General features: G+C 62.8%; 8 protein-coding genes. 7 read left to right on the top strand and 1 reads right to left on the bottom strand.

The window, feature by feature from the left end; translation table 11 throughout:
• The first annotated feature begins 146 nt into the window (after positions 1-146).
• The 4 genes from ECTOBSL9_RS14715 to ECTOBSL9_RS17355 all read left to right on the top strand — a co-directional run bounded on the left by ECTOBSL9_RS14715 (position 147) and on the right by ECTOBSL9_RS17355 (position 4,869).
• On the top strand, positions 147-1,148 hold the full coding sequence (locus ECTOBSL9_RS14715) for a cytochrome-c peroxidase (protein ID WP_371259027.1): 1,002 nt from the start codon (positions 147-149) through the stop codon (positions 1,146-1,148).
• 153 nt (positions 1,149-1,301) lie between these two features.
• Positions 1,302-1,652: a TraR/DksA family transcriptional regulator gene (locus ECTOBSL9_RS14710; protein ID WP_063465674.1), complete on the top strand. Its 351-nt coding sequence runs from the start codon at positions 1,302-1,304 to the stop codon at positions 1,650-1,652.
• 25 nt (positions 1,653-1,677) lie between these two features.
• Positions 1,678-3,216: a gamma-glutamyltransferase family protein gene (locus ECTOBSL9_RS14705; RefSeq protein ID WP_240481002.1), complete on the top strand. Its 1,539-nt coding sequence runs from the start codon at positions 1,678-1,680 to the stop codon at positions 3,214-3,216.
• Positions 3,217-3,231: 15 nt separating this feature from the next.
• On the top strand, positions 3,232-4,869 hold the full coding sequence (locus tag ECTOBSL9_RS17355) for a GAF domain-containing protein (RefSeq protein WP_063465672.1): 1,638 nt from the start codon (positions 3,232-3,234) through the stop codon (positions 4,867-4,869).
• Here ECTOBSL9_RS17355 and ECTOBSL9_RS14695 read toward each other — a convergent pair.
• Positions 4,805-6,493, bottom strand: coding sequence for a glutamine--tRNA ligase/YqeY domain fusion protein (locus ECTOBSL9_RS14695; protein WP_063465671.1), 1,689 nt, complete (start codon positions 6,491-6,493; stop codon positions 4,805-4,807). The two genes, ECTOBSL9_RS17355 and ECTOBSL9_RS14695, sit on opposite strands and share 65 nt — an antisense overlap.
• Positions 6,494-6,728: 235 nt before the next feature.
• On the opposite strand from ECTOBSL9_RS14695, the gene ECTOBSL9_RS14690 reads away from it, so the two are divergent.
• From ECTOBSL9_RS14690 to ECTOBSL9_RS14680, 3 genes are all read left to right on the top strand, one after another.
• Positions 6,729-8,603 carry a phosphoenolpyruvate carboxykinase (GTP) gene (locus ECTOBSL9_RS14690; protein ID WP_063465670.1) on the top strand — a complete coding sequence of 625 codons (1,875 nt, stop codon included), beginning with the start codon at positions 6,729-6,731 and terminating at the stop codon, positions 8,601-8,603.
• Positions 8,604-8,853: 250 nt separating this feature from the next.
• The gene (locus ECTOBSL9_RS14685) at positions 8,854-12,162 is read left to right on the top strand and encodes an ATP-binding protein (RefSeq protein WP_063465669.1); all 3,309 of its coding nucleotides are present in this window, start codon (positions 8,854-8,856) and stop codon (positions 12,160-12,162) included.
• 66 nt (positions 12,163-12,228) lie between these two features.
• Positions 12,229-13,995, top strand: a complete 1,767-nt coding sequence (locus tag ECTOBSL9_RS14680) for an SLC13 family permease (RefSeq protein ID WP_063465668.1) — start codon at positions 12,229-12,231, stop codon at positions 13,993-13,995.
• Positions 13,996-14,001 lie beyond the last annotated feature (6 nt).

The raw sequence follows: 14,001 nt of genomic DNA, 5'->3' as shown, positions 1-14,001 counted from the left end.
CGCGTTGAAGTGGGCGGTTAGTTGATCAGGCTCATGGCTTTGACCATCAGTGGGCGGAATACGTTGAAGAGGCCCGGGGTTCGTCGTAAAACTAATTTAGAATTAGTCTAATTCAGTCGACAGCACAACAGGTGAAGTAAAAGGAGATCATGATGAAAACATGGGCACGCACGATGGCTGGGGTTCTACCGGCGGCGTTATTGATGGGGGCTGCCGCCCTGCAGACTGCCACTGCACAGGATTTTGAAAGCTATCGGGACTATTTTGAACCACTGCCGGCGTTGCCGCCCATCCCGGCCGACAACTCCCTTACCCCCGAGAAGATCGAGCTGGGCAAGATGCTGTTTTTTGAGCCACGCATCTCTGCCAGTGGCGTGATCAGCTGCGCCTCCTGCCACAATCCCGCTCTGGGCTGGGCGGATCGCATCCCCCTGGCCGTGGGGCACGGAGGGCAGGTGGGTGAGCGCAACACCCCCACAGTGCTGAACTCCGGGTTCCTGGAGGCCCAGTTCTGGGACGGGCGTGAGCCGGATCTGGAAGGGCAGGCCCTGGGGCCCATCGAGGCGGATGTGGAGATGGCGATGGATCTGGATGACGCCCTCGAAGAGCTGGCCAGGTTCGATGAGTATGTTGAACGCTTTGCCGAGGCCTTCCCGGAAAAGGATGAGCCTCTTGAGGCCGACAGCGTGGCCAAGGCCCTGGCCACTTTCCAGCGTACCCTGAATACCCCCAACTCACCCTTTGATCGCTACCTGAGAGGGGATGATCAGGCCATGAGCGAGCAGCAGAAGCGGGGCATGGTGGCCTTTGTGAACAGTGGCTGCATTGCCTGTCACCGAGGCCCCAACATGACCGACAGCCGGTTCCATCGTTTCGAGCTGCCCGGTTCCACCGATGAAGGCCGTTTTGTGGTCACCGGCGAGGAAAGCGATCGTTTTGCCTTCCGTACCCCCACCCTGAGAAACGTGGCGGTGACCTATCCCTACTTCAATAATGGCAGCGTGGACAACCTGAATGATGCAGTGCAGTTGATGGGTGAGCAGATGCTGGGCCGCAAACTGGAAGAAGACACGGTGGACGACATCACCACCTTCCTGCACGCCCTGACCGGCGAGATGCCCCAGGTGACCTTCCCGGCTCTGCCTTGAGCCCCTTGGGTGCGGTGGAATACCATCCCGGTTTCGCTGCATCCTTGGGCCGATGATCGATCCAGGCAAAACGGCAGGCTCCAGTCTCCCCGCCACGGGGAAAATGGACGGGGACAAGGGGGTGAGGAAGACACAATTGACAGGTATTCATCCATGCTGACAGACGATGAGATCCAGGCCCTCAGGCAGCGTCTGGAGCAGGAGCTGGCCCAGCTCGAGGGCCACGCCGATACCCGACGTTCCGGCACGGATGCCGTGGAGCTGGACCAGACCCGCACCGGGCGTCTGTCGCGCATGGATGCCCTGCAGGGCCAGGCCATGGCCAAGGCAACCCAGGCGCGGGCGGAACAGCAGGTGAGACGTATCCGGGCGGCCCTGCGGCGCATGGACGAAGGCAGTTACGGCGACTGCGTGGCGTGTGAGGAACCCATCGCCCGGGGCCGGCTGGAGGCCAATCCGGCCGTGACCCTGTGCATTCAGTGTGCCTCCAAGGCCGAGGGTTGATCAGGCTGGGATGGGAGGGCGGTTGATGCGCGGCGTCGTAGCCGCCGGTCACCCCGGCACGGTGGAGGCCGGCGCCAGCATCCTGGAAGCCGGCGGCAATGCCTTTGACGCCACCGTGGCCGCGGTGTTCGCAGCCTGTGTGGCCGAGCCGGTCCTGGCCTCCCTGGGCGGCGGTGGGTTTCTGGTGGGGCAGCGCAGCGAGGGTAAGCCCCTGGCACTGGATTGTTTCGTGCAGACACCCCGGCAGCGGCGGGCGGTGGAAGAGCTGGATTTTTATCCCATCACCGCGGACTTTGGCACCACCACCCAGGACTTTCACATCGGCCTTGGGTCCATGGCCACACCTGGGCTGGTGGCTGGCCTGTTTGAACTACATGGGCGCTACGGCCTCCTGCCCATGACGGAGGTGCTGGCGCCCGCGGTGCAACTGGCCCGAGAGGGCGTGGAGATCAACCCGCTTCAGGGGTATATCTTCTCCATCGTCGCGCCCATTTATCAGTCCACCCCCGGCGCTCGGACCCTGTTCACCTCCGATGGGGTCACCATGCTCCAATCGGGCGACCGGTACGTGAATCCTGCCCTGTCCGACCTGCTGGAGAACCTGGGTCGCGACGGCCCCGACCTTTTCTACCACGGCGAGGTGGCTCGCCAGATCCATGAGGCCAGCCGGGAGCAGGGAGGGCATCTGCACCGGGATGATCTGGCGGCCTATCGGCCGATATGGCGTGAACCCATCGCCCGGACCTACCGGGGCGTCCACCTGCTCATCAATCCGCCTCCGTCTTCCGGGGGGCTCCTCCTGGCCTTTGCGCTGCACCTGCTGGAAGCCCAGGAGCCGGCCCTGGCGCCCCCCGGTTCTCGTGCTCATGTGGATCGGTTGGTGCAGGTGATGGAGCTGACCGAGCGCCTGCGTGACGATTGCCAAGGGCCTCTGGACGAAAACGTGCTGGCGCCGTCCTCCCTGCGGTCTTACGCCGACCGGCTCCTTGGTTTGCCGCCGGCCCATCGGGGCACCACCCATGTGAGTGTACTGGATGAATCGGGCAATGCCGCGGCCATGACCCTGTCCAATGGAGAGGGCTGCGGCTGGGTAGTCCCCGACACGGGCGTGATGATGAACAACATGCTCGGTGAGCAGGATCTGAATCCAAAGGGGTTTCATGCCTGGCCCACGGACAGTCGCATGACCTCCATGATGGCCCCTACCGTGGCCCGATGGCGCAATGGCCGCCTCCTGGCCCTGGGGTCCGGTGGATCCAACCGTTTGCGCAACGCGATCCTGCAGGTGCTGGTGCACTGTATCGATCACGACCTGCCCCTGGCGTCGGCGGTGAGTGCACCGCGCGTGCATTATGAGGCAGGTCTACTGAATCTGGAGGGCGGACTGGACGCCTCGGTCTGCCAGGCCCTGGCGGATACCGGGCGATCCTGTCAGGTGTGGCAGGATCTCAATCTGTTCTTTGGCGGGGCCCACTGCGTGGAGCGTCGCGACGGCCAATTTCGCGGAGTGGGTGATCCCCGGCGCGGCGGTGTGTGCCAGGCCATTCCCCGAAACTGTCTCTAACTGGAGTTCGATGCGATGACCATGAGGCCTGGAGATCCCGGGGCCCGTCTGCGCGAACGGGAAGAGCTTCTGGGGCAGTTCATTGAGCATGCCCCGGCCGCCCTGGCCATGTTTGACGACCGGATGTGCTACCTGGCCACCAGCCGACGCTGGCGGGAGACGTATGGTCGGGGTGATCGGGAAGTGCCAGGCGCATGTCATTACGACATCTTCCCGGAGATTGGTCAGCGGTGGCGAGAGGTGCATCGTCGTGGCTTGGCAGGCGAGGTGCTGCGTTCCGAAGAGGATTGTTTCGAACGCGCCGACGGCGTGGTGCAATGGCTGCGCTGGGAGGTACGCCCCTGGTACCGGGCGGACGGCGGCGTGGGAGGTATCATGATCCTCTCCGAGGACATTACCGAGCGCCATGAAAATGCCCTGATGCTGCGCCTGCAGGCGCGCCGTGCCGAAGCCATGCTGGCCATGCCGCGGGAGGCCGAGGTCCGGGGAGAGGCGGGCCTGATGCGGTACGGCCTGGAGTCTGCCGAGGACCTGACCAATAGCCACATCGGCCTCATCCAGTTCCTTGATGATGACGCGACCGGGCGCGAGCGGGTGGCCTGGTGTCGTCGTGACGTGGACGAGGCCGGCAACCTCAGCTTTCAGGCCTTTTGTCCATTGGATGAGGGGTGGGCGTGGCGTGATCTTCTGGGTGATGGCGAACCTTTGACCATCAATGATGAGTCAGCCCTGGCACGATGCTTTCCGCAGGCGCAGGCCTATCCCCCCCTTACGCGTCTGTCAGCGGTGCCCGTGATCGAGGAGGGGCGGGTGGTCATGGTCCTTGGCGTGGGCAACAAGCCGCAGGATTACACCGCCATGGACATTGAAACCCTGCGCCTCATGGCCGAGCAGATCTGGCATCTGGTGCAGCGGCGTCGCACCGAGGCTGAATTGCGGCAACATCGTGACCATCTGGAGACCCTGGTCAGCACCCGCACCGCGCAGCTGGAAGAGGCACGGCAGCGGGCGGAGGAGGCCAGTCGTGCCAAGAGCGCCTTCCTGGCGAACATGACCCATGAGATCCGTACCCCCCTGAACGCCATCGTCGGACTGGTGCACCTGTTGCGCACCGGCGAGAAGGCCGCCGGGCAGGATGAAAAGCTCCGTAAGGTGGACAGCGCCGCCAGGCACCTGCTGTCCATCATCAGCGATATCCTGGATATCTCCAAGATCGAGGCGGGCCGCTTTGTCCTTGAGAGCAGGGACTTCCACCTCTCTTCCGTGCTGGATCACGTGGCATCGGTGATTTCCGAGTCTGTCCGTGCCAAGGGTTTGCTGCTGGAGACGGACTGCGCATCCGTGCCCCAATGGCTACGCGGCGATCCAGCCCGGTTGCGCCAGGCCCTGCTCAACCTGGCGGGAAACGCGGTCAAGTTCACCGAGCACGGCGGCATTCATCTGCGTGTACGCCTCATGGACGAGGACGACCGTGGGCTCCGGGTCCGCTTTGAGGTACGTGACACGGGGGCTCGAGCATCCGACCGCGCTGGGTATCCTGCGCCGTTGCCGACAGGGGTTGCGGTGAGTATTTTGCGGGCGGATGCCCTTATCGGGCCCCCATCTGCTTCTCCAGCTTGGCCCAGGTATCCCGCAGCGTCACCGCCCGATTGAACACCGGCCGCTCCGGCGTGCCGTCCGGGTCTGGCACAAAATACCCCAGGCGCTCGAACTGAAAGCACTCACCCGGCCCGGCCTTGGCCGCCGCCGGCTCCAGGCGGGCGTGTTCCAGGGTGACCAGGGATTCGGGATTGATGTGTTCGACAAAATCCTTGTCCTTGTCGCCCGCCGGATGGGGCACCTGGAACAGCCGATCGTACAGGCGCACCTGGGTGGGTACCGAGTGTTCCGCCGATACCCAATGGATGGTCCCCTTTACCTTGCGATCCGCCCCGGGCTGACCGGAACGGGTTTCCGGGTCCAGGCTGCAACGTAGCTCCACCACCTCGCCAGTCTCGTTCTTGATCACCTCGTCACAGCGGATGATGAACGCATTGCGCAGACGTACCTCGCCACCCGGCTTGAGCCGGAAGAACTTCTTGGGGGCCTCTTCCATGAAATCATCCGCCTCGATGTAGATCTCCCGGGTCATGGCCACCTGTCGCGTGCCCATCTCCGGTTTCTGGGGATGCACGGCGGATTCCAGCCATTCCGTCTCACCCTCGGGGAAGTTGGTCAGAACCAGCTTCAGGGGCTTGAGCACGGCCATGGTGCGCGGGGCCCGCTCGTTCAGGTCGTTGCGCAGCGCGTTCTCCAGTACACCAAACGGAATGATGGAATCGGCCTTGGTGACACCGATCTCCTGGCAGAACTGGCGGATGGACTGGGGTGTGAAACCCCGGCGACGGATGCCGGCCAGGGTGGGCAGGCGCGGATCATCCCAGCCATACACATGGCCTTCGTCCACCAGCCGGGTCAGACGACGCTTGGAGAGCACGGTGAAATCCAGGTTCAGCCGCGAGAACTCGATCTGCACGGGCCGCGAGGGGACCGGCAGATGCTCCAGCAGCCAGTCGTAAAGGGGGCGGTGATCCTCGAACTCCAGGGTGCACAGGGAATGGGTGATGTGCTCGATGGCATCACTCTGACCGTGGGCGAAGTCGTAGCTGGGGTAGATGCACCATTGATCCCCTGTGCGCGGGTGGGTGAGCCGGCGGATGCGATAGATCACCGGATCGCGCAGGTTGATGTTGCCCGAGGCCATGTCGATGCGTGCCCGCAGCACGTGAGCGCTGTCTTCGAACTCTCCGGCACGCATGCGCTCGAACAGATCCCGGCTCTCCTCCCGGGGGCGGTCGCGGAAGGGGCTTTCGGTGCCCGGTTCGGTCAGGGTGCCCCGTTGCTGGCGGATGGTGTCGGCGTCCTGGCTGTCCACATAGGCCAGCCCATGGTCGATCAGGTACAAGGCCCACTCGTAGAGTTGCTCAAAGTAATCCGAGGCGTGGCGCTCGTGTTTCCAGGTGTAGCCTAGCCATTGGACGTCTTCCTTGATGGCGTCGATATAGCGCTGCTCTTCCTTGGCCGGGTTGGTGTCGTCAAAGCGCAGGTTGGTGTAGCCCCCGAACTCCTCGCCCATGCTGAAGTTCAGGGCAATGGACTTGGCGTGGCCCAGGTGCAGGTAGCCGTTGGGCTCGGGCGGGAAACGGGTGATCACCTGCTGGCATTGCCCAGCCTCCAGTTCCTTGCGAATACGGTTGCGAATGAAGTGGCTGGGGGCCTGGGGTTCGGGTGTGGTCATGGGGTCCAATGCGTTATGAGTAAGTCAGGGCCGGATTATAAGTGTCCGGCCAACCAGGGGCCAGCGCAGGCCGTTCGCGAAGGGCGCTGAATGGACTGGCAGGTGATGAAAATACCTCGGTTGAACGCCTTCAGGAAGGGGCAGTCCCATAGGGCAAGCACGCATTTTGCCGGCTGGGGGACAATCCCCTGCAATATTGAGTATGCTGTTTTCACTCACCAACGCGAGAGGTCCCATGAACGATCAAGCGAGAACCCAATCCCTCCCAGGGCCCGATTACTCCGACCAGGTGACCAACCAGGCGCTGCTGCAATGGGTGGAAGAGACGGTGGCCCTGTGCAAGCCCGATGCCGTGTATTGGTGTGATGGCTCCCAGGAGGAATACGACTTCTTCACTCAGCAGCTGGTGGATGCGGGCACGTTCATTCGCTTGAACCCGAAAAAGCGGCCCAACAGCTTCGCCTGCTTCTCCGACCCCAGCGACGTGGCCCGGGTGGAGGATCGCACCTACATCTGCAGTCTGCGCAAGGAGGATGCGGGCCCTACCAACAACTGGGAAGAGCCCCGCGCCATGAAGCAGACGCTCAATGGTCTGTACGATGGCTGCATGCGCGGGCGCACCCTGTATGTGATCCCCTTCAGCATGGGACCCATCGGCTCACCCATCTCCCAGATCGGCGTGGAACTGACCGACTCCCCCTACGTGGTGGTGAACATGCGCATCATGACCCGCATGGGAAGGAAGGTCATTGATACCCTGGGGGATGGCGACTTCGTGAAATGCCTGCATACGGTGGGCGCACCATTGGAGCCGGGACAGAAGGATGCCCCCTGGCCCTGCAATCCGGATGTGAAGTACATCGTCCACTTCCCGGAAGAGCGTTCCATCATGTCCTACGGCAGTGGTTATGGCGGCAATGCCCTGCTGGGCAAGAAGTGCTTCGCCCTGCGCATTGCCTCTTCCATGGCCCGGGACGAGGGCTGGCTGGCGGAGCACATGCTGATCCTGGGCGCGGAGTCTCCGGAAGGTGAGAAGACCTACCTGGCAGCCGCCTTCCCCAGCGCCTGCGGCAAGACGAACTTTGCCATGATGATTCCCCCGGAGGAGCTGGGCGGATGGAAGATCACCACCGTGGGTGATGACATCGCCTGGATCAAGCCGGACGAGCACGGCCAGCTCCATGCCATCAACCCCGAGGCGGGCTATTTCGGTGTGGCACCGGGCACCAACTACAAGACCAACCCCAATGCCATGGAATCGGTGAAGGAAAACGCCATCTTCACCAATGTGGGCGTGACCCCCGATGGTGATGTCTGGTGGGAAGGCATGGAGGGCACCCCGCCCGAAGGCACCCTGAACTGGAAGGGACAGGTACATGAGCAGACTTCCACCACGCCTGTGGCTCATCCCAATGCGCGCTTCACCGCGCCTGCCCATCAGTGCCCGAGTGTGGATCCCGAGTGGGAGAACCCCAAGGGTGTGCCCATCAGCGCCTTCATCTTCGGCGGGCGGCGCAGTACCACCATCCCGTTGGTCTATCAGTCCTTCAACTGGAACTTCGGTGTCTACCTGGCCGCCACCATGGGGTCGGAGATGACGGCGGCTGCCTTTGGCAATGTGGGCCAGGTGCGGCGCGATCCCTTTGCGATGCTGCCGTTTGCCGGCTATCACATGGCTGATTACTTCAACCACTGGTTGCAGTTCGGCCGCAATCTCCCCAATCCGCCAAGGATCTTTGGTGTGAACTGGTTCCGCAAGGATGAATACGGCAATTTCGTCTGGCCCGGTTTCGGCGAGAACATGCGCGTGCTCAAGTGGATCATCGAGCGCTCACGCGGCCAGATATCGGCGGTGGAGAGCCCGGTGGGCTGGATGCCTCACTATGAGGACCTGGACATGCGGGGTCTGGACTTCTCGCACAAGGACTTCGATACCGTGATGGAGGTGGATCGGGAGGCCTGGAAGGAGGAACTCATGGGCCACGAGCAACTGTTTTCCAAGCTCTATGACAAGTTGCCCAAGGAGTTCTTCTTCATGCGCGAGTTGTTGCTTTCGGGGCTTTGGCGTTCTCCGGAGCATTGGCACCTGGCCCCCGAACGGGAGAACTGAAGCCATTCCAACCGGCCCGACGGAGAATCCGTTGGGCCGGTTTTTCGACTCTCCTATAGTATTCCCGGATGGGAGGCGTTGATCATCCGGTCACCGGCTCTATACTTGGGCGGTTTCAGGGGGATCCTGCCCCTTCTCCGGGAGCATGCTCATGGGTGGCCATACGCGGGAGACCCCACTCGCATCGACATTCACATCTCCTCTACGACGGCGGGCTGCGTTTTCCCTGCGTTGGCTGATCGGCATCCCCATGGTGCTGATCACCGTGATCTCCGCAGGCTTTGTGGCCTGGTTGGCCATTGTGGATGGCCGGGCGGCCGTGAACGACATTGCCCGGCAATTGCGTACCGATGTACTTACCCGGGTGGAGGATAGACTCAGCCATTACCTGAGCATCCCGGCTCAAGTGAATGAAAACAATGCCCGTGCACTACGCAATGGAATCCTGGATCTGGATGATTCCACCACGGTGCAGCGTTATTTCCATGGGGTGATCGAAAGTCAGCCATCGCTGGCCTATTCCTTTTTTGGCACCACTGAGGGTGAGTTCTACGGCGCGCGTCGGGTGGCCGATGGCGGTGTGCAGGTGGTGCGTGCGGGAGAAGTCACTGGGGGCGATTCCCACAACTTTGCCACCAACGACCTGGGCGATGCCCTGGAACTGAAGCAGGTCTACCCGGGCTTTGATCCCCGCGCCCGACCCTGGTACCAGGCTGGCGTGGCCGCAGGCCAGCCTACCTGGACACCCATCTATCGTCACTTCGTCCTTCACGACCTGGCCCTGACCGCGTCCCGGCCCCATTATGATGCCGATGGGCAGTTGCTGGGCGTTTTCGCCGTGGATTACGTCCTCACTCAGGTCCATGATTTTCTGCGATCGCTGGATCTGACACCCAACGCCCAGGTATTCGTCATTCAGGGTGACGGTCATCTGGTGGCGGCTTCCACGGCACCGGAAGGGGGCTTTTTCCGGGAGGAGGAAGGCCGGTTCCTGCCCATATCCGCTGCCGAATCCGGGGTGGCCTCCGTGGAGGCTGCGGCACAGTTGCTTGAGCAGCGCCCGGGTGGATTGGCGGCCATCCTGGAAGACGAGTTCCTGAACTTCTCCCTGGCGGGAGAAGAACAATACCTTCAGATCAGGGCGTTCTCTCCGGCCCCGGGTTTGGACTGGCTCCTGGCCGTGGTGGTCCCGGAGCGTGATTTCATGGGCGGGATTCAGGATCAGACCCGTGTCACCGTGATGATCATTGCTGCCGTGCTCCTTCTGGCAGCCTTGCTGGGGGTGCTGATGGCCGGTCGCCTGGCTGCACCCCTGCAGCGCCTGGGGCGGGACGCCGACGAACTCGCCAGGGGGCAATGGGACCGCGAGCCTCGCCGGACGACGATTCGGGAATACAATCAACTGGACCGGGCCTTCCAGGCCATGGCGGGGCAGTTGCGTGACCAGTTCCAGCGTGTTCAGGAGCAGTCTGAGGAGATCCAGGAACAGAACCGCCTGCTCGAGCAGCGAGTGGCCGAGCGCACGGCTGAACTGGATCAGACCACCAGCCGGCTGCGTGCCTTCTTCGAGAATATCCCGGGCTACATCGTCATCATTGATCGGCAATACCAGATTGTCAGTGCCAGCCAGAGTCTGCTGGAGGTGTTCGGCATTGACGATCTGGAAAAGGTGCTGCATCAGCCCTGTTATCAACTGGCCTGGGAGCAGGCCAGGCCTTGCCAGCAGTGTGCACTGGAAGAGTGTTTTCGAACCCGGCAGCCCATGGTGCGTTACTCCACGCCTGAAGAGGAGGCACGATTCGGCGGCCGTTCCATGCAGATCTTCAATGGTCCCATCCTGGACGACCAGGGCGAGGTCATCGGTGGCATGGTGTATTACTCGGACATCACCGATCTGCGTGCCCTTGAACGTCAGTTGATTGCGGCTCGCGAGGTGGCTGAGGCGGCCAACCAGGCCAAGAGCGAGTTCCTGGCCCGCATGAGTCATGAGATCCGCACGCCCATGAATGCCATCCTGGGCCTCAGTGAACTGGTCATGCTGGAAGGCGTTCAGGGGCAATCCCGCGAGTTCATGCAGATCATTCAGCACTCGGCCCGTCATCTGCTCACGGTGATCAACGACATCCTGGATCTGTCCAAGATCGAGGCGGGGCGGATGGAGTTGCTGGAGTCCGATTTCGATCTGCACCATGCCCTGCAACAGATGGTGGGTACCCTGACGGTTTCTGCCCAGGACAAGGATCTGGACCTGGCCCTGGAAATGGCATCCGATGTGCCTCGCTATCTGCGCGGGGACATGCACCGTCTGGGGCAGATACTCATCAACCTGGTGGGGAATGCCATCAAGTTCACTGCAGAAGGCGGTGTGCGGGTGACGGTCCGGGTTCTGGGTGCCAGCGGGACACAGGTGGATCTGGGCTTCGAGGTGATGGATACCGGCGAGGGGATTCCCGAGGACCGCCAGGCAGAAATCTTCGACACCTTCACTCAGGTGGATGGTTCGGCAAAACGACGCTATGGAGGTACCGGGCTCGGACTGGCCATCACCCGCCAACTGGTGGAGAAGATGGGTGGGTGCATCAACGTGGCCAGTTGCCCTGGGCAGGGGAGTACCTTTGGTTTCAACGTGGTGCTTGAACTCGGCGATCCCGAGAAAGTGCCCATGACCGAGAGCGCTCACCTGGCGGCATTCCAGAATGCCGCCAGGTCCCGTGTCTGGCGAATCCTGCTGGTGGAGGATACCCCTGCCAACGTGGTGGTGGCCGAACAGTTGCTCAAGCGTCTGGGACATGAGACGGTTTCGGTGACCCATGCTGAGTCCGCCTTTCAGCAACTGAGCCTTGAACGTTTTGACCTGGTGCTGATGGATGTGGAGATGCCCGGCATGAACGGCTTTGATGCCACCCGGCATATCCGCGATGGCGGTGCCGGGGAGGGCAACCGCATGTTGCCCATCATCGGACTGACCGCACACGCGCTCAGTGAGTATCGGGAGCGGGGCCTGGACGCGGGGATGGATGACTACATCTTCAAGCCCATCAGCCTCGGTGAGCTTGGGCGGACCATTGACCATGTGATGGGTCACTGCAATACAGGGGCACTGGCAAGGTCAGGGGCCTCCGACCCCCAGTCCACTGTGCCCAGCGTGGATCTGGCACTGGTGATGCAGCGTCTGGGCGGGGATCAGGAACTGCTCATCGAGATGCTGCTCACGATCCTCCCGGACCTGCCTGGAAAAATGGGCGCACTGACCCAGGCCCTGAGTGATGAAGACGGCGACACCGCCGCACGGATCGCGCATACCCTCAAGGGGCATCTGGCTACCATTGGCGCCCAACGGGCAGCGGCGCTGATCGAGGCCCTGGAGACGCTGGTGCGTAGGGATGATTTTCGGCAGGCGGAATCCCGGCTGAGCGGCATCATGGCCGAACTGCACCGCATCTACCAAGGCACCCCCGCCGCCCTCAAGGGCGTGCTGGCGGGGATGCCCGTGAATGAGCCTGCCGTGCGCCATGGACTGCCTCAGGTGGAGGCGCTGACGCGCGAACTGGGCACGTAACGCCAGGCATGAGAAGATTGAGAATAATCTATCCATCCCGGACGACCCACTGGAAATCCCTGATTCATGATCCTTGAGGCCTGGTTTACCGCCTTGCTGATCCTGGGCATGCTGGCCGTGCTCACCTTCACGCGTGCGGCCCCGGATCTGGTATTCGTGGGCGCTGTGGTGATCCTGCTGCTGGCAGGTATCGTCAGCCCACGGGAGGCCTTTGCCGGTTTCTCCAACGAGGGCGTGATCACCGTGGCGGCCCTCTACGTGGTGGTGGCCGGCCTGCGCGAGACCGGAGGCATCCAGTGGATCGTCCAGTCCTTGCTCGGGCGGCCGCGTTCCCTGTGGCGGGCGCAGGTAAGACTGACCACGCCGGTGGCGGTGATGAGCGCCTTTTTGAACAACACCCCCGTGGTGGGCATGCTCATCCCCGCCGTGAACGAATGGGCCCGCAAGCTGGATCTGCCGGTGTCGCGCCTGATGATGCCCCTGTCCTTTGCCGCCATCCTGGGAGGCACGATCACGGTGATTGGCACCAGTACCAACCTGGTGGTCAATGGCCTGCTGATCGATCAGACCGGCACCGGCCTGGGGCTGTTCGATATCGCCTGGGTGGGCGTGCCCGTGGCCTTGCTGGGTCTGGTGGTCATGCTGGTCTTCGGGCGGTATCTGTTCCCCGATCGCCGTCCGCCCATGAGCCACATCGACGATCCCCGGGAATACACTCTGGAGATGCTGGTGGAGGACGATGGTCCTCTGGTGGGCCGGAGCATCGAGGAGGCCGGTCTGCGGCACCTGCCTGGGGGGTATCTCATGGAACTGGACCGCCAGGGCACCCTCATCCCCGCCGTGTCGCCCCAGGAAAGGCTCCGCTCGGGCGACCGGCTGATCTTCGTGGGCGTGGTGGAATCCATGGCCGACCTGCAGCGCATCCGTGGTCTCACCCCGGCCACCGGGCAGGTGTTCAAGCTGGATGGCCGGCGCTCCGACCGGGCGCTCCTGGAGGTGGTGGTGTCCAATACCTGCCCGGTGGTGGGCATGACCATCCGCGATGGGGGATTCCGCAACCGCTACAACGCGGTGGTGATCGCCGTGGCCCGCAATGGTGAGCGACTGCGGGGCAAGATCGGCGACATCGTGCTGCGCCCGGGGGATACGCTGCTGGTGGAGGCGGGTTCGAGCTTCCTGGCCCAGAACCGCAATCGCCGGGACTTCTTCCTCATGACCCAGGTGCAGGATTCCGCCACGCCCCGCCATGATCGTGCCCTGGTGGCCATGGGGATTCTTGTGGCCATGGTGGCCAGCGCCAGCCTGGGCGTGCTCAGCATGCTGGAGGCGGCCCTGGCGGCGGCGGGGCTGATGATCCTGAGTGGTTGCGTGAGCATGTTCACTGCCCGTGGCAGTCTGGACTGGTCGGTGCTGCTGACCATCGCCGCAGCCTTTGGCGTGGCCGCCGCCATGAACAATACCGGCCTGGCCCAGACCGTGGCCTTGAACGTGACCGGGCTGGCCGGTGATCAGCCCTGGGCGAACCTGTTGCTGATCTATCTGCTCACCGCGCTTTTCACGGCACTGATCACCAACAACGCCGCTGCCGTGCTCATGTTCCCCATTGCCTGGGCTGTGGCCCAGGATCTGGGGGTGAGCCTGATGCCCTTCGCGGTGGCCATCATGTTCGCTGCCTCCGCCAGTTTTGCCACGCCGTTTGGCTATCAGACCAACCTGATGGTCTACGGCCCGGGGGGCTATCGGTTCAGTGACTATCTGCGCGCGGGCATCCCCATGACGGTGATCACCGGCGCCCTGGTGATCCTGCTGGTGCCACTCATCTGGAGCTGGTGAGCCAGA

The organism is Ectothiorhodospira sp. BSL-9, from assembly GCF_001632845.1.
Lineage (GTDB): Bacteria > Pseudomonadota > Gammaproteobacteria > Ectothiorhodospirales > Ectothiorhodospiraceae > Ectothiorhodospira.
Note: the sequence above shows the minus strand (reverse complement) of the source record. Positions and strands in the feature narration are given on the sequence as shown.